This window comes from Paenibacillus tritici (assembly GCF_018207515.1).
GTDB classification, from domain to species: Bacteria; Bacillota; Bacilli; order Paenibacillales; family Paenibacillaceae; genus Paenibacillus_AQ; species Paenibacillus_AQ tritici.
Genome location: NZ_CP073365.1, coordinates 2,666,557 through 2,683,470, shown reverse-complemented (window position 1 = coordinate 2,683,470; position 16,914 = coordinate 2,666,557). Strand labels below are relative to the sequence as shown.

Below are 16,914 nucleotides of genomic sequence, written 5' to 3'. Positions count from 1 at the left end.
ATTAATATAAATAGACTACAATTTCAATGCATTTTCAATGTGTTGACATTATTGCCTCATTCTCCGGCATCCGCATAACGGCTGTTCCGGCAAGGTATTTCAGTCCGCATCCCGCTCTGCTCTGTTCAGATTATCCTTCTGCAATGAGGTGCCCCGTTCCTTGTGGTTGCGCAGCCGCGCCGAGTGGCTGTCACTAAGCATACCTGCGGTCAGCACGGCATTCTCGCCGAATTTGTTGCGCAGCATGTCCATCGCCTTATTGAGTGATTCCTTCTTCGGCTGCCGCTCATAATCGAACAGATCCAGCTGAATGGCGGCCTCCTCTTTGAGCGTCAGCCCCTGAAGAGTTACACCCAGCAGCCGCACCGGCTTGTCGCCTTTCCAGTGGCGCGCGAACTGGTCACAGACTGCCTTATAGATGTCCTCAGAGCTCTCCGTAGGGGCCTCCAGCTGGCGGGAGCGGGTAATCGTCTTCATATCCGGTGTACGGATAGTCAGCTGCACGCCCGCCGCAACCAGCCCCTGCTTCCTTAACCTCCGGGCTACCTGATCGCTGAGATTCAGCAGGATCGGGCGCGCTTCCGCCAGACCCACCACATCATGCGGCAGCGTAGTCGTATGTCCGATGGACTTGCTCTGTTCCCGCTCAGGATTGACGATTCCATGATCGATCCCGTTCCCTGCCCGCTTCAGCCAGGAGCCCATGACGCCAAAATGCCCGACCAGCATCGCCTCATCCGCTGCCGCCAGCTGTCCGATGCTGTAGATCCCCAGCTTCCGCAGCTTCTCTGCCGTCTTGCTGCCTATGCCGAACATCTCATTGCAGGGCTTGTCCCACAGAATGGACGGCACATCACGCAGGCGCAGCACTGAGATCCCGCTTGGCTTCTTCAGATCTGAAGCAATCTTCGCCAGCAGCTTATTGGGGGCGATCCCGATGGAACAAGGCAGGCCAAGCTCCTCCATAATCCTGCGCTGGAGATTCCCCGCAATCTCAAGCGGCGTTCCGAATTGGCGGGAACCGGTGATATCCAGATAACATTCATCTATCGAGACTGCTTCCAGCAGCGGCGTATAGCTGTAGGCGATTTGCATAAATGCATTCGAGTACTTGCGGTACAGATGAAAATTCGGCTTAATCAGGATCAGGGAGGGACAGATGCGCAGCGCCTTCTGTACTTGCATCCCGGTGGAGATGCCAAGCCTGCGCGCGGCATAGGAGCAGGTGACGATAATGCCCCGTCTGGACTCCACGCTCCCGGCAACAGCCGTCGCCTTGCCTTTGTACTGCTCCGGGTCTTCCGCCTCGTGCACAGAGCAGTAAAAAGCATTCATGTCCACATGCAGAATAACCCTGCCGCTCGCCGGATAATATTGATCCACATTCTGCACGGTGTCACCTTCTTATCTTCGGGGTTCCCTATGTTATTTCAGCATACCTCTCCCCTGGCGGGAGGTCAACTTTGCAGCACAGCATCCAAGTGACAACCAAGTGAAAAGTTCTTTGTTACTTTCCCGCGTAAAAATGATATAATATAAAAATTAATTTCATATACGTATACTCACAAAACTTTTAGGAGGACACTCATGTCTAAGTCTATCTCCATCTTCGATACTACCCTGCGCGACGGCACTCAGGGTGAAGGGATCAGTCTGTCGGCGGATGACAAGCTGAAGATCGCCAGAAAACTCGACGATCTGGGTGTCCATTATATTGAAGGCGGCAATCCGGGAAGCAATAACAAAGACATCGAATTTTTCAAAAGAGTCCAGGAGCTGCATCTGCATGCCAAGATCACCGCATTCGGCAGCACCCGGCGTAAGAACACGGTGACCGAGCAGGATGAGGGGCTGCAACGAATGATTGATGCAGGCGTTCCGGCAGCTACTCTGGTGGGGAAGTCCTGGGACTTCCATGTTCATACTGCGCTGCAGACTACACTCGAAGAGAATCTGGCCATGATCGGCGATTCCATCTCCTATTTGAAGCGTAAAGGACTTGAGGTTATTTTCGATGCGGAGCATTTCTTCGATGGCTTCAAGAACAACCCTGAATATGCTTCTGCCGTTCTTACCCGTGCCCGTGAGGCCGGAGCAGACTGGCTGGTCATGTGTGACACGAACGGCGGCACCCTGCCAAATGAGATCCATGACATTGTGTCAGGGATGGGCGTTATCCTTCCGGGAGCGGCTCTTGGCATTCACACGCACAACGATTGCGAGCTTGCGGTAGCCAATACCCTAAGCGCAATCGGCGCCGGTGCCCGTCAGGTTCAGGGAACCATCAACGGCTACGGCGAACGCTGCGGCAATGCCAATCTATGCTCCATTATCCCAACGCTGCAGCTCAAAATGGGCTACCACTGCATCCCCGGAGATTCCCTGCCGCAGCTCACCAACACGGCCCGGTATATCAGTGAGGTCGCCAACGTGAACATGCCGGTGAACCAGCCTTATGTGGGGGCAGCAGCCTTTGCCCATAAGGGCGGGATTCATGTCTCGGCGATCCTGCGTGATTCACGGACCTATGAGCATATCGCTCCCGAGCTGGTCGGCAATAAGCAGCGTGTACTGGTCTCCGAGCTGGCCGGACAGAGCAATGTGCTGTCCAAGGCACAGGAGATGGGGCTTAGCCTTGATCCAAGCAGCGAGCAGGCCCGCAAGGTTATCGACAAGATCAAGGATCTTGAACATCAGGGGTATCAATTCGAAGGTGCAGACGCCTCACTTGAATTGCTGCTCCGGGAAGCTACCGGCGAGATGAATGAGCTGTTTACCTTCGAATCCTTCAAAATGCTGGTCGAGAAGACCGCCGGCCGCTCCGTAGTCTCTGAAGCCTTCGTCAAGCTGAAGGTGGGCGGCGAGAGCCTGTACAATGCGGCAGAGGGCAACGGTCCGGTCAACGCGCTGGACAACGCACTGCGCAAGGCGCTGCAGACCTACTTCCCGCAGCTTAAGGATATGCACCTCTCCGACTATAAGGTCCGTGTACTGGACGAGCAGGACCAGACGGCAGCGAAGGTTCGCGTGCTGATTGAATCCAAAGATTATAGCGACACCTGGAGTACGGTAGGCGTATCCAGCAATGTGATAGAAGCGAGTTGGGAGGCGTTGGTCGATTCCATGCGGTATGCCCTTCTGGGGCAAATCTCACTGGATCAGGGTATCCAGACCAGCAGTGAACCCAGAGGTTTGGTCAATCACTGACCGCTGAAACCCCCTCCTATATTAGACAAAAGCCCTCCAGTGCGGACATGTATCCGCCCTGGAGGGCTTTTTGCAGTGTGCGACGGCCGCCGATTGGGCTAGGAGCCTGTCAGGGCGATAATTTTCTTTTCCAATTCCTCAGCGGACAGGACACCCAGAATGATCTCACTAATCACACCATTCTTGTCAATCAACACGTTGGTCGGGAACACCGCTCCGTTGTACTTATCAAAGATCTGCCCCTTCAGATCATACATTACCGGAAAAGTCAGCATATACTTCTTGACGAACCGTTCCGCATTAGGCTTGTAATCCTGGCTGGTAACGTTGATTCCGTATACATCCAGCACGTTGCTGTATTTCATAGCCAGCTTATTCAGCTCAGGAGCTTCCTGCTTGCAAGGGTCGCACCAGGAGGCCCAGAAGTTCAAAATGACCGCCTTGTCCCTTGCTCCATCGACCACATATTGCTTATCTCCCTCCTGCAGGGTAAAAGAAGGGGCCTTCATGCCTGCGTACGCACCAGTCTCCGGTTCCGCTGCCGGCTGCATAACCGCAACCGCGCTTGGCTCAGACTTCACTTTATGTTCTATGGCAAGCACGGCCAGAAAAATAATCAAGGCCAGAATCGTCAAATTCCGTTTATGGACTGCCTTCATAGGACTCAATTCCTTTGCATGGAGGATTTTTCTCTATTGTACCCCCACTTGCTCCAGTTTCAAACGTAATTTACCGAACAAAAGCCCAGGAGCAAGCTCCAGGGTATGGAACGGAGACCGCCACCCTTCCTGTAACAAGCAAGTAAGTAAGTGGAAAAACGTATCTTAATCCTCCCATTTCTGCTGAATGTGCGTAAGCAAGTGGAAAAACAACATCTAATCTGATTAGTTTTAAGTACACTGGGAGAAATGAGCTAAATTAAGTGTTGTTTTTCCAACTATTGGTTTATCATCGACTATTCCTTCAGCAGTAAGTGGACAAAATCCATCTATTTCCGGCGCCCCCCTCCCAAACAGCATACGACGGGGTCGAGTTGGTGGATTCGAATAAAGCCCCAGGGGAATGAACGAAAAAAGAGGATTCCGTCAAAGACGAAATCCCATGAAGAGAGAGGGGTAAAGCTGACAGCGGTCCAGGGATTCCCCCAGTCGATCAGACCGGGCTCCTCCATGCAGCAGAGGCTGGGGAAGCTTCTGCTGACCTGTTATCCTCAGGAAGCCTGCGGAATACTGCTGGTGCTGCCGCAGCGGGCGGCATTGTACGGACCACAACAGCCCGTACTCAACGTAGCGCCTGACCCGCCGCCTGTCCGCCTTCCTGCACAGCAGACTCCTCGCCTTATCGCCTTCCTGCACAGCAGACGCCGACTTGTCGCCTCCAAGTGTTGCCTGGTCCGCCGCCTTATCGCCTTCCGCGCAGCAGACCCGCCGACTGACCGCCCTCCTGCGCAGCAGACTCGCTGCCTTCCTAGCTCCGCACTCCAGCCTGCTCACCTTATGCAAATTCTGTTTGTCTTCGTCTTCCCAGCATAGCCGTTATGTTCTGCTCAGATACGCGTACAGATCACCAAGCGTGTCCACCTGGTTCTTTTGGGAAATCTGGCGGATATACTTCACCCATAACTTTGCCGTCATCTTGGCATCCTCCAGCGCATGGTGACGGCCCTCAATGGGAATCTCATGGATGGCCAGCAGCTCATCCAGCGTGTAATTGCTGCGGTGCGGCTCCAGCCAGCGGGCCAGCATCATCGTATCGAGCACCCGGTGGGTTAACTGGACCTTGGAGGTCTTCCATAAGGCCGCATTCAGAAATGACTTGTCATGGGCACTTCCGTGCGCCACCAGCACCCGCTGGCCGACAAAAGACATGAAATTATGCAGCCCGTCCATGAGCGGCGGTGCAGCTGATGTCATCTCTGCTGAAATTCCCGTAAGCCGGGTGATGTGATCAGGAATGGCTGCCCCGCAGTTCACAAGTGTATAGAAGCACTCCTCTTCCTTAATCTCTTCCCCGACAACCCGGATCGCCCCGAAGGACATAATCTCATCCCCGCCCTGATGGGAGAAGCCCGTCGTCTCCAGATCAAATATAACCGTCTCCAGTTCAGACAGCGGAGTGTGCAGTACCTCCGGACGCCGCTTCTCACGCATCAGAGAACGGATGAAGGCCATCTGCTGGGCGGTCTGCTGCGCCGACTCCCCGCCTCTCATGGAAGCGATGGCGGACGGCATTCCGCCCTGCCGCAGGTTATTCCAGAATCCCCCGCCTTTGTTCGGCTCCTTCATAGCTGTCTCCTTTCCGCTGACCGGAGCTGACGCTGCAGCGCCTTATGCAGACGTCTGATCAGCAGCAGGCTTTCCCGCAGCTCCGCTCTGAGCCGCTTATTCTTCAGATCATCCCCGGGATAATAATCACTGCTTGCCAGCAGACCGTCCTCCACCGTATACGGCGTGTTCACACGCATCCTCAGCGCCGTCAGGACAGCCCGCCGGATCTCTTCAAGATGCTGATACTGGTTCAGCTCCGCCAGGTCCTCAAGCCTCTTCAGTGTCGAAGATTCCTCAATGCCGTGCAGCAGCGACAAATGCCGGACGATATTCACGAGCGGAATGTAGAGGCCATACTTCACATCGAAGCCGCCTGCATTATCGCCGAACCGCTCCGTGAGTACCTGTCCAAGCAGATTTAGCGTAGCTTTATGACGTACTGTATTGCGCAGCACTGCCGTCGTTAATTTGCTGTTGTCTACGAATCCGGCATGAAGAGCTTCCCGCCAAGCGGCAGACAACTCCTCACTCCCGGCTACATGGCGCATGTCTGAGGCTATAATCAGGTAGCGGACAGGCTCCCATTCGAGCTGCTCCATCCAGTCTGACAGCTGATGCTTCCATTCAGCAAGCGACTTCCGCCAGAGCGGCTCGGAGCACATGACTCTGCCGTCGCATTTCTCATAACCTATAGCTTCAAGCACATCCGACAGCATGCCGCCAAAAGCTTCAAAATAACTTCCCCTGTCGCCCTCCAGCTCTCCCTCAACAATCAAACCGTTATCCTGATCGCTCCACAGCGTGGCTTCCTGCCGGCCTGCACTGCCGAATACAATGAAGGAATAGGCACAAGGAGGCAGGCCGTAGCCCGCCTCCTTCATCTGCGCCTCACATAGGTGTACCGCCGTTCTGGCAAGCTGATCATGCATTGCATTGACCCGGTACATCCATTCCTCAACCGGAATAACGTTTAACTGCTCCAGAAGTACCTGTTGGCAAGCGGTACGCCTCGCCTTAAGCTCCTGCGGCGAACCGGCTGTTACGATGGACAAGTAACTTTCTTCTTCGTTCCAATCTGCAGTCTCCATCGAAGCCACTCGGTCCGCCTCCCTATCGAGTAGAAATCTATTAATGCTTCAGGGTTTTGGAATCCGATTCAGCGATCAGCTTCATTTGTTCAGGATAGCCGTACGTACCATGCTCACTGATATCCAGACCCATTAATTCTTCTTCTTCCGTTACACGGATACCAATTACCATCTTCATTACATACAGGATTACGAAGGACATTACCGCTACGAAGACAAAGGTTCCGACTACACCCAGCGCCTGTACGCCAAGCTGATGGAAGCCGCCGCCATAGAACAGACCCGCTTTACCTACCAGTGCACCTTGTTCAATCAGATCCGGTGCTGCGAAGAGGCCTGTAGACAATGCACCCCATATTCCGGCGATACCATGTACAGAGAAGGCATAGATCGGATCATCAAGTCCGGCACGCTCCAGCCACTGTGAAGTCATGAAAGTGAAGGCACCGGCCACAAGACCGATAATGATTGCTGCCCATGGTTCTACGAAGGCACAAGCACCGGTGATGGCAACGAGGGCTGCCAGTACGCCGTTAAGCATGGCCGGGATATCGGATTTGCCGAAGTACAGCCAGGAAGCCGCCAGTGCAGCCAGACCGCCTGCTGCTGCTGCAATGTTGGTGGTAAGCGCTACGTGTCCAAAGAATCCGCCCATTGGAGACAACGCACTGCCCGGGTTGAATCCGAACCAGCCGAACCAGAGAATGATAACACCCAGTACCGTGAATACCTGGTTATGACCCGGAATAATAACAGGCTTGCCTTCTTTGTTGAACTTGCCAAGACGAGGTTTGAGCAGAATGGTTGCCACTACAGCCGCCGTTGCCCCTGTAAGATGGACTACAGTAGAACCTGCATAATCCTGCATGCTCAGTTCAGCCAGCCAGCCGCCGCCCCATACCCAGTGAGCTACCACAGGGTAGATAACGACCGAGAAGAGAATTCCGAAGATAATGTATACACTAAGTTTAGCACGTTCAGCCATACCGCCGGATACAATCGCCAGGGAGACTGCAGCAAATGCCATTTGGAACAGGAATTTAGTATTCAGCGTTACATCGGAGAACGCCAGGGATTCGAACGCGGAGGCTGTTGAATCTCCACCGTAGAAGAAGCCCGTAGTTCCGAAGAAGCTGTTGCCGTTTCCGAAGCCAAGACCGAAGCCCAGTGCCCAGAAACATAAGCTGGCAATTGCCAGTGTCAGTACTGTCTTACCGGCAACGTGGCCGGCATTCTTCATCCGGACCGAACCGGCCTCAAGTAATGCGAACCCCGATTGCATGAAGAATACAAGGATAAATGCCAGGAAGGTAAATGCAGTATCCAGTCCGATCTGCAGATCCGGTGCTGCCGGACCCTCAGCCGCAAACGCGCTGACCGGATAGATCATCAGTGTAATCATAGCCAGGAACATCATCAACAACTTCTTTTTCATATTGTACCCCACTCCCCAATGTTATATTTCCTAACAAGTCGTGAAACTCTTAATGTCATTATAATCAGAAGTCAGGTAAATTGACAAGACTATTTTTTTGAATATTCTAATTAAAACTTGCATCTTCCTGAAGTTCCCTTGTGCACCGCTAATGCAAACGCATACACTACATATACATTTCCCGTGTGCCTTATACTGTATTTTTATTAACACTCGTTAGTAAAAATGCCTTTCTCCCGCCAATTTTAGCTATCTAGATGATTTCCGCATACTTCAACACTCAAATATATAACACATCATGTTATATATAGTTATTTTAAACCCAAGCATTATTATGAAGAATCCGCATATACTTTAAGTAAGCGGTACGTTTGACTGTACGGTTTCCCATTTGATATGATTAGTTATGTCCTTAACAATAGTAAGCAGCTTAGCGAGGTGAGATAACTTGGAGATATGACCCTTTACCGGATCGGAGAGCTGGCCAAAGCGGCCGGTATCAGTGAACGTACCATTGATTATTATACGAAGCTTGGACTGATCACACCGGAATCCAGAAGCTTGAAGAATTACCGGTTGTACAGCCATGAAACCTTAGTCGTTCTTCAACGTATTAATCAGCTTAAGCAAGAGAAATATACATTGGAAGAAATCAAATCTCTGATCAGCAAATGGAACGCAGCCACACCGGAAGCTGAAGTCTCCGGCAAGCTGGTCCAGCTTGAGCTTCAGATGCAGCAGCTTGAGCGGGAAGTCCGGGCGCTGGAGCCCGTAATTAGCGGCCTGAAGCCGGGACAGGCCAATCGGGCGCTCGCAGCACTGATTCCCCAAGGCGTGGCTTGTATGGAAGCGATCCGCCTTCTGCTGACCCAGGGACCGCCAATGTAACAGCTTGTATTTCAAATGGAGGAATGAACGCATATGATGCCACTAATGTATCTGTTGTTAGCTGTCGCTTTTATCTTTTCGCTATGGGCTCAGTTCAGGGTCAAAGGCAATTTCAAGAAATGGGCCCAGGTGCCGAACATGAACGGCTTAACCGGTTATGAAGCTGCCCGGCGCATGCTTGATGCCAACGGCCTCCACGATGTTCCCATCGAGCCGGTGCAGGGAACACTCACCGACCACTATGATCCGATCCACCGTGTTGTACGGTTATCCGAGCCTGTATATTATGAAAGTTCTATCGCAGCAGTCTCTGTGGCGTGTCACGAGATCGGCCATGCGATCCAGCATAAGGAACATTATCCTATGCTGTCGCTCCGCCACCGGATGTTCCCGGTCGTTAACTTTGCCTCCGGTGTCGCTCCCTTCATGCTGCTGGCGGGCTTCATATTCAGCTCATTTCAACTGATCGGTCTTGGTATTATTTTCTTCTCCGCCGCAGTAGCCTTCCAGCTGGTCACGCTGCCTGTCGAATTCAATGCCAGCAGCCGTGCACGCCGGATTATGGTGCAGCAAGGTTTCATCCGCAATGATGAAGAGCGGGGAGTTGCCAAGGTTCTGAATGCCGCAGCACTTACGTATGTTGCAGCCGCTCTGGTATCTCTGATCGAACTGATCCGTCTGATCCTGATGTTCCTGGGCAACCGCGATTAACCGATCTCTATAGACAAACAGACAATACCCCGGTAGGCTAAGAGCCGACCGGGGTATTGTCTGTTTGTCTATCTTTGAAATAGGTAAGCAGGAAGTTACGGAAGGACTGGGCTACCAGCGGGAGCTTACCCTCCGCCCGGTGAATGAGCCCTACGGTTCTGGTAATGGTTGGCTCCACCACCCGGACCTGCGCCGGCTGCATCGGATTGGTCTGGTAGAGCGCCATCTCCGGCAGCAGGCTTACCCCCATTCCGGCGGCAACCAGGCCACGAATGGTATCCGTCTCTCCGCCCTCAAAAGCAATCTGCGGCTTGAAGCCCGCCGCAAGGCAAGCCTGCCAGACAATCGGCCGCAGCGAGTAGCCTTGGCTGAATAATACGAACTTCTCGTCCCGAAGCTGTTCCAGCCGGATCACTTCCCTACTAGCTAACGGATGATTCTCCGGCAGGATAGCGAACAACTCCTCGGTCATTACAATATCTCCGGCCACATGCCCTACATTCTCGGGAAACGGAGAGATGAATGCCAGATCCACTTCCCCGGAGATTACATCCTTGATTAAGGATGGATACGCCCCCTGCTTAAAGCGGAATTTGACATGAGGGAAATGGCTGCGGAATTCCGCCACAATCGAAGGAATGAGATGGGTCCCCAGACTGTGCGGGAAGCCGATGCGGATCTCCCCGCGCTCCGGATCAAGAAATTCGTGAACTTCTGCCACTGACCGGTCCAGTTCATTCAGCACCGACTCCACTCTTTTGCAAAAGAGCTGTCCTACCGGGGTAAGCTGCAGATTCCTCCCCTTCTGCATGAACAGATCCACCCCCAGCTCCTGCTCCAGCTGATGAATCTGGCGGCTTACCGCAGATTGTGCGACATGCAGCTCCTCCGCCGCTCTGGTGACATGCTCCTTCTGGGCAACCTTCAGAAAATACTGCAGCTGTCTAAGCTCCAAAACTACACTTCCTTATCGTCGTTTTCTTTTGAATATACGAATCATTAGGCCATAAATGAAGAATCCGGCGATCAGACCCCCGATATGTGCCATGTAATCTATGTGTGGTGTAGCAAAGGACATAACGATCCCCACGACCAACAGCCCGTAGAGCGTCTTGCGCGAGCCCTCATCCATCATTCCTCTCTGCAGCACTGCAATATAGAGGAAGGCGCCATATATGGCGTAGATCGCTCCTGAGGCCCCTACAGAGACAATCCCGATCTCAACGTTCCCGCGGCTGCTGACGGCGACCCCGATCAGATTAGCCAGGAATCCTCCGCCCAGGTACAGCAGCGCATACCTCCACCAGCCCATCAGCCGCTCCAGGGGAGGGGCGAACACCAGCAGGGAGAAGCTGTTAAAGAACAAATGGGCGAAGCCGTTGTGCAGGAACATCGCCGAAGCGTAGCGCCACAGCTCATCCTTCTCCGGACCCACATTGACCGTTGCCCCATATTTGACGAGCGTATATAGATTGGTCGAGCCGCCATTAAGCGACAGCACGATAAACATAATCACATTGGCCAGAATCAGAGCACAGGTCACAGGATAATACCGGAGATAGCTCCTCCACTTCTCATATCGTATAAAAATCATAGCACCCATCCTTCTATGTATGTTGTCCAGCTCGACATAAAGCTTCTAAAAAGATTATAATTTATTCTGGCACTAACAATCCAATAATGTAATTCAAGGAGGAAACAAGGACATGACGCAAGAACGAACAGGCGTAGCTACTTTTAAGGGTAATCCCATTACTCTGGTAGGGCCAGAACTGAAGGCCGGAGATTCCGCTCCACCATTCACGGTGAGCAAGAATCTGCTGGAAGACGCATCACTTACAGATTACGCTGGCAAAATCAAGCTGATCAGCGTTGTGCCTTCCCTGGATACCGGCGTGTGCGATGCGCAGACCCGCCGCTTCAACAGCGAAGCTGCCGGACTTGGCGATGATGTGGTCATCCTCACCATCAGCACTGACCTTCCCTTCGCCCAGGCCCGCTGGTGCGGTGCCGCAGGCATTGACAGTGTTATTACACTGTCCGATCACAAAGAGGTCTCTTTCGGACAAGCCTACGGGGTACTCATCAAGGAATTCCGCCTCGACATGCGCTCCATCTTCGTGGTAGACAAGAATGATACTTTGGCTTATGTCGAGTATCTTGGCGAAATGGCTGAGCACCCTGATTATGAAGCGGCGATCTCCGCCGTTAAAGCACTGCTCTAAGACGGAACGAACAGGTATATAAATACTTATATTTTTGAAAAAAAGCGGCAGAAGGTCATCCCTCTCCCGCTTTTTGCGTATGATGATCTTTAAGTATATCATGGCCGTCTTGTGCTCAATCGACCTTGAATTTACCCAGCTTCTTATCCATGGACTGGTACAAACGTTGAATGACACGGTAATTGGCACCCAAATCGCCAAGCGACCCTCTGGATGCTGAATATATATCTACGGCACAGCGCACGGGTGTAGTGCTCAGCACAGATACTGTAATATCAAGCGAGCGGCCGAGCGCCGTTCTCTTCTCCAGGGTAATCTCCCCTACAGACTGCACTTCATGCAAGACCTTATATCCAGGAATTTTCTTCAGCGTTGCAGATACTTCTTCCCACGCCTTGTCTCTTGAAAGATTGTAATAACGCGTTTTCAATGCCGGATCTTTGGCACGGTCGCTTGTTCCGTCATGACTGCGAAATAAACCGACCAAGGTTCTTTTCAACGACAAAATTCTTCCCCCTCTTCAAATCCCAAGTTCATTACCTTAAGTGTAACACTCTTGTCCGCGGAACAAAAGGGCATTGCTCACTTTCCCCGGGTAAAATCCCCTGTCTGGAGAACAATAATCGGAGCTTACCACCAGGGTATTTCAAAAATTCAGACTGCACTAATAAAAAGGCACCCTGTACCCGCAGTTAAGCAGGTAACAGGGTGCCTTGTCATTAACAGTAGAAAACCCGCCTATGCCGTCCGGCTGCAGTGTCTTCTGAACCTGCTAGAGCAGGTGGGTGACCGCAGAAGTCGTTTTTGAATTCCCCAGGTCATATAGACAGGGCTGTTCAGCCGCGCTTCATGTAGATCTCCCAAGACATTATCATTGGTTCAAAACAACGAGCAACCATAACGAACATCGCAGGATTTATAATCATTATATTGCGTTTTAACAAAAAAGTAAACCTGTATGCGCTTTATTTAACACCGGCATCATTTTCCGTTACCTTAACCGCCTGTTTATTACGGGAATGTTAAGTCCGTTTGGACAGCCTATCGGCTTTGTTGTCCTCTTCATCCTCGTCTTCCTCGTCTTCGTCATCTTCATCGGACGGCAGGCCTTCATTCTCAGCCGCTTCAAGCGCTGCCTGTTCCTCTGCCAGCTTCTTCTTCTCCACCTGCAGCTGCAGCTTGTTATATGTAGCGAAGAAATTGAAGAAGGCAAGCATCGCAATCAGTGTAGGAATACACAGCACGTATAGCACCGGATACCTCAGACCTATATAGAGAAGAACCCCTGCCCCAATCAGCGTCGAGAATACACGGATCGGCCGGGCGATCGTGAGCAGAATGGAATTGGTTACCACTTCTTTGAAAGTCATCTGGTAATGAACCACGATGGAGAAGAAATTAAACATGGATACGAACAAGATAATCATCAGCACAAGCATCAGGATACCGACGATTTTGAAATTGGCCATCTGGGTCATGTATACGGTCACATCAACGTACATGACGACAAACAGCAGGGTGTAGATCAGCCCTCCAAGCATACTTTTCAGGTAATTCTCTTTGTACCCTTGAAAAAAAGTGCGGAATGTACTTACATCAGTGTTGCCCATAACCCATTTGCGTACCACCGTAAATAACGCCGACGTAGCCGGAAATACGGTGAATGGTGCGAATACACCAAGTACCCAGTTCAGCATGATCTGCTCATTCGGTCCGCCTGCTCCAGAACCCAGCATGAGAATCTTCATAATTCCTGCGAACAGGAACGGAATCGAACACAACGCCCATAAAATATTGCTGAAGGCGATCCGTGTGATCCATTCCGTGATGCGGTATAAACCGCCCATTGCTCCTTTAAACTCCAATTCCCTTCCTCCTGTCTATCTTGTGCATACTGCATATCTTAACTATACCTTTTTGGACAGGACTTTTCCAGCGCCCAAGTTTACAAGTTCTAGGTAAGTGTCTAAGCAAGCTCTGCCAGCCTTCCATATATTACATTGTAACCACAACAAATCTCTTATGTTCAAAGGAGGTTAACCTCATGTCCGCACCTGGATGCTGCAGTCCTTGGACTTCCACAGGCACTATTCTGGTTCTCTTTATCCTGCTGGTCATCATCTCCCGCACCTTCATCTAAAACAATTCAGCACAAAAAGAAGACGAGAGCCGCTAACGGTTGCTCGTCTTCTTCAGAATGTCTTCTATTCCTTAAGCGTCATAATCCTGCTTGGCCGGGCGCGTGCTTGTGCTGCTCGGACGCGATGACGGTCTTGCATCTGTGCTACGGGTTGCTCCATCACGGTTGCCTTTGTAGCCGCCGCCGTAGCTGCTTCCGCCGCTGCCACTGTTGCCGCCATAGCCGCTGCTGTAGCCGCCACGTGTGCTTCCGCCGCTGCTTGCATTGTCACGGTTGCCGCGATAGCCGCCGCCGCTTGCGTTGTCACGGTTGCCTTTGTAGCCGCCGCCGGAACTTGAACCCGTACGGTTGCCGCCATAGCCGCTGTTAGGCTTGCGTCCGCTGCGGATATCGTTCTTGCCGCCGCGGCGTTTCGCACGGATCGGATCTTCCGGAGTCAATTCAATCTGCGCATCCTTGTTATCGCCGGTAAGAAGCTTCATAGCTGCGGACAGCAGCTGTACAGAATCATACTGTTCCAGCAATTGAATGGCAATGCCTTTGTATTCGTTCAATTCGCCATCCTCAACCATTGCAAGCAGACGTTCTGCTGTAATGCGTTGTTTGCCTTCAATAGCCTCAGCCATCGTTGGAAGCGGTTTGCGGGTAATGCGGTGACGGGTAACGCGCTCGATCAGGTGCAGATGATCCATCTCACGCGGAGTCACGAAGGACCATGCAGTACCTTCTTTACCGGCACGGCCAGTACGGCCGATACGGTGTACATAGCTTTCCGGGTCCTGCGGAAGGTCGAAGTTGATTACATGCGTTACGCCGGATACGTCCAGACCGCGTGCAGCAACGTCTGTAGCTACCAGTACATCAATGCTGCCGTCGCGGAATTTGCGCATTACAGCATCGCGCTGATTCTGCGACAAGTCACCGTGCAGGCCGTCAGCGGAATATCCGCGTTTCTGCAATCCTTCAGCAAGCTCGTCTACCCGGCGTTTGGTGCGGCCGAATACGATAGCCAGATCAGGGGATTCCATGTCAATCAAGCGGCTGAGCGCTTCGAATTTCTGGCGTTCCGGCACTTCAACATAAGCCTGGTCAATAAGCGGAGCGCTGATCTGCTTAGGAATTACGGATACATGCTGCGGGTTCTTCAGGAACTGCTGGGCAAGGCGTTGGATGTTAGGAGGCATAGTAGCCGAGAAGAGCATGGTCTGACGTTCTTCTGGAACGAGCTTGAGGATCGTTTGGATATCCTCCATGAAGCCCATGTCGAGCATTTCATCGGCTTCGTCCAGTACGATGGTCTGAACATCATCCAGGCGGATGGTTTTGCGGTTGATATGGTCCAGGAGACGTCCTGGTGTACCAATAATAATCTGTGGTTTCTTCTTAAGTCCGCGGATCTGACGGCCGATATCCTGCCCGCCGTAAATCGCCAGTGAACGAAGTCCTTTGAAGCGGGTCAATTTGCCGATCTCTTCAGCAACCTGAATGGCAAGCTCACGAGTCGGGGTCATAATCAGTGCAACAATCTTCTCTTCTTCCCGGGCGATCTTGGAAATGAGGGGAATCCCGAATGCAGCAGTCTTACCTGTACCCGTCTGTGCCTGGCCGATCAAGTCCGATCCGGCCATAGCAAGCGGAATTGCCTGCTCCTGAATGGGGGTTGCTTCCTCAAATCCTAGCTCTGTGATTGCTTGAAGTACTTTTGGCTCCAAGCCGAATTCTGCGAATGTTTTCAAATTATTCATGCTCCTTCTATACAGTGGACATTCCACATGCTTGTCTGTATTCTTAAGTAGCGGTAAACACATTTATAGGCTGTCCAATCATGCCGTATTTCCTGCATGGTTTAGCGCGTATTGGGACAAAAAAAATGTCCTATGATCAGGCCACTACATACACCTGACAACTGTAACTTCGCATTCTAAGCAATGCAAAAATACCATTGTAACGTCCTACTCAAGAATATCCTATACATTATATCACAAACTCAATGAGGAATACCAGTGTATTCCTTACTTTCATTACTTACATTACACTCAGAGGTGAATTTGCTTGGTAAAACTTAGACTTTTCGGGAGCTTTCTTGCCGTTCTCTTCGGTTCAGCAATGATCGCAAGCGGCTTTAATCTGTTCCTGATCCCCCACAGGCTGCTCAGCGGAGGCGTATCCGGTCTGGCCATGCTGGCCGGGTATTTCACCCCGTTCAATATCAGCCTGTTGTATTTACTCTTCAATATTCCGCTGCTTGTCGCCGGATGGTTCCAGCTGGGCCGCCGGTTTATTATTCTCAGCATGGTCTCTGTAGGGGCTACCACCTGGCTGATGACGGTGGTACCGGTCTTTCAAGTATCCTCGGATATGCTGCTGGCCTCTGTCTTCGGCGGGGTGCTTGTGGGTGCCGGTGCAGGCATCTCCTTCCGTGTAGGGGGCTCGTCGGGCGGTTTCGATATTCTGGGCTCCATCATTACGCGATACCGGGATTTCCCGATCGGCAGTGTGCTGGTCGGCCTCAACGGGCTCGTGATTCTTGCTGCGGCCTACTTTGACGACAACTGGAACCTCGCCCTGGCCTCCATGGTCTCCATTTATGTAACCGGCAAGGTGGTGGACCTGATTCATGTCAGCCACATCAAAGTCACCGTGTATATCATAACCAACCGGACCGACGAGCTTTTGCAGCAATTACTGGGACTTCAGCGCGGAGTTACAAAATTTAAGACAGAAGGCGCTTATTCTCATGTAGAACGGGACATGCTAATGACAGTAACCACTCGCTATGAACTTGCAGAGCTGAAGCGCATTATCAAAACCAGCGACCCGCAGGCTTTTGTAAATATTGTTGAAACCGTCGGAGTCATGGGCTCTTTCCGCAAAAGGTAGAGCCAGAAGAAATGCTTAATCGTTCAAATTGTGTTATATTATTACTACGCAGGACCTTAACAATTTCATGAAG

General features: G+C 51.8%; 17 protein-coding genes and 1 other RNA gene. 6 read left to right on the top strand and 12 right to left on the bottom strand.

The genetic code is table 11. From position 1 onward, the window contains the following. Nucleotides 1-99: 99 nt before the first annotated feature. Entirely contained in the window at nt 100-1,335 is a 1,236-nt protein-coding gene (locus tag KDC22_RS11250; protein WP_425517055.1) for a DNA polymerase IV, read from the bottom strand. Between the two features lie 252 nt (nt 1,336-1,587). Here KDC22_RS11250 and cimA point away from each other — a divergent pair, with 252 nt between their 5' ends. Beyond that, entirely contained in the window at nt 1,588-3,207 is a 1,620-nt protein-coding gene (gene cimA / locus KDC22_RS11245) for a citramalate synthase (protein ID WP_211723065.1), read from the top strand. 98 nt (nt 3,208-3,305) lie between these two features. Here cimA and KDC22_RS11240 read toward each other — a convergent pair whose 3' ends face one another. The 5 genes from KDC22_RS11240 to KDC22_RS11220 all read right to left on the bottom strand — a co-directional run bounded on the left by KDC22_RS11240 (nt 3,306) and on the right by KDC22_RS11220 (nt 7,997). Next, nucleotides 3,306-3,866 carry a TlpA family protein disulfide reductase gene (locus KDC22_RS11240; RefSeq protein ID WP_173137762.1) on the bottom strand — a complete coding sequence of 187 codons (561 nt, stop codon included), beginning with the start codon at nt 3,864-3,866 and terminating at the stop codon, nt 3,306-3,308. 426 nt (nt 3,867-4,292) lie between these two features. After that, on the bottom strand, nt 4,293-4,700 hold the full coding sequence (locus KDC22_RS11235) for a hypothetical protein (RefSeq protein ID WP_211723064.1): 408 nt from the start codon (nt 4,698-4,700) through the stop codon (nt 4,293-4,295). Between the two features lie 42 nt (nt 4,701-4,742). Then, a complete protein-coding gene (locus tag KDC22_RS11230; protein ID WP_173137764.1) occupies nt 4,743-5,492 on the bottom strand; it encodes an exonuclease domain-containing protein in 750 nt (249 codons plus the stop codon). After that, entirely contained in the window at nt 5,489-6,562 is a 1,074-nt protein-coding gene (locus tag KDC22_RS11225; RefSeq protein ID WP_246553704.1) for a DUF294 nucleotidyltransferase-like domain-containing protein, read from the bottom strand. The genes KDC22_RS11230 and KDC22_RS11225 overlap by 4 nt, the downstream gene beginning before the upstream one ends. Nucleotides 6,563-6,602: 40 nt before the next feature. Next, nucleotides 6,603-7,997 (bottom strand): ammonium transporter, encoded by a 1,395-nt coding sequence (locus tag KDC22_RS11220; protein WP_173137768.1) that lies wholly within the window; start codon nt 7,995-7,997, stop codon nt 6,603-6,605. 456 nt (nt 7,998-8,453) lie between these two features. Here KDC22_RS11220 and KDC22_RS11215 point away from each other — a divergent pair, with 456 nt between their 5' ends. Continuing rightward, a complete protein-coding gene (locus KDC22_RS11215; protein ID WP_211723062.1) occupies nt 8,454-8,885 on the top strand; it encodes a MerR family transcriptional regulator in 432 nt (143 codons plus the stop codon). Nucleotides 8,886-8,918: 33 nt separating this feature from the next. Beyond that, nucleotides 8,919-9,596, top strand: a complete 678-nt coding sequence (locus KDC22_RS11210) for a zinc metallopeptidase (protein WP_425517025.1) — start codon at nt 8,919-8,921, stop codon at nt 9,594-9,596. A 37-nt stretch (nt 9,597-9,633) separates the two neighbouring features. Here KDC22_RS11210 and gltC read toward each other — a convergent pair whose 3' ends face one another. Further along, on the bottom strand, nt 9,634-10,551 hold the full coding sequence (gene gltC / locus KDC22_RS11205; protein ID WP_173137772.1) for a glutamate biosynthesis transcriptional regulator GltC: 918 nt from the start codon (nt 10,549-10,551) through the stop codon (nt 9,634-9,636). Between the two features lie 12 nt (nt 10,552-10,563). Next, nucleotides 10,564-11,190: a rhomboid family intramembrane serine protease gene (locus KDC22_RS11200; protein WP_173137774.1), complete on the bottom strand. Its 627-nt coding sequence runs from the start codon at nt 11,188-11,190 to the stop codon at nt 10,564-10,566. Between the two features lie 112 nt (nt 11,191-11,302). Here KDC22_RS11200 and tpx point away from each other — a divergent pair, with 112 nt between their 5' ends. After that, complete coding sequence (tpx, locus tag KDC22_RS11195; RefSeq protein ID WP_173137776.1) at nt 11,303-11,821, top strand: thiol peroxidase; 519 nt, start codon at nt 11,303-11,305, stop codon at nt 11,819-11,821. Nucleotides 11,822-11,936: 115 nt separating this feature from the next. Here tpx and KDC22_RS11190 read toward each other — a convergent pair whose 3' ends face one another. The 3 genes from KDC22_RS11190 to KDC22_RS11180 form a co-directional block, all read right to left on the bottom strand. Then, a complete protein-coding gene (locus KDC22_RS11190; RefSeq protein ID WP_173137778.1) occupies nt 11,937-12,326 on the bottom strand; it encodes a DUF1499 domain-containing protein in 390 nt (129 codons plus the stop codon). A 222-nt stretch (nt 12,327-12,548) separates the two neighbouring features. Further along, nucleotides 12,549-12,740, bottom strand: a non-coding RNA gene (gene ssrS, locus KDC22_RS11185) — 6S RNA. Nucleotides 12,741-12,843: 103 nt separating this feature from the next. Beyond that, nucleotides 12,844-13,686, bottom strand: coding sequence for a YesL family protein (locus tag KDC22_RS11180; RefSeq protein ID WP_211723061.1), 843 nt, complete (start codon nt 13,684-13,686; stop codon nt 12,844-12,846). Between the two features lie 179 nt (nt 13,687-13,865). Here KDC22_RS11180 and KDC22_RS11175 point away from each other — a divergent pair, with 179 nt between their 5' ends. Further along, nucleotides 13,866-13,961, top strand: a complete 96-nt coding sequence (locus KDC22_RS11175; protein ID WP_173137782.1) for a dihydroorotate dehydrogenase — start codon at nt 13,866-13,868, stop codon at nt 13,959-13,961. Nucleotides 13,962-14,032: 71 nt separating this feature from the next. On the opposite strand, the gene cshA is transcribed toward KDC22_RS11175, so the two are convergent. After that, the gene (gene cshA / locus KDC22_RS11170; RefSeq protein ID WP_173137784.1) at nt 14,033-15,697 is read right to left on the bottom strand and encodes a degradosome RNA helicase CshA; all 1,665 of its coding nucleotides are present in this window, start codon (nt 15,695-15,697) and stop codon (nt 14,033-14,035) included. 316 nt (nt 15,698-16,013) lie between these two features. Here cshA and KDC22_RS11165 point away from each other — a divergent pair, with 316 nt between their 5' ends. After that, complete coding sequence (locus KDC22_RS11165; protein WP_301953208.1) at nt 16,014-16,841, top strand: YitT family protein; 828 nt, start codon at nt 16,014-16,016, stop codon at nt 16,839-16,841. Nucleotides 16,842-16,914: the final 73 nt, after the last annotated feature.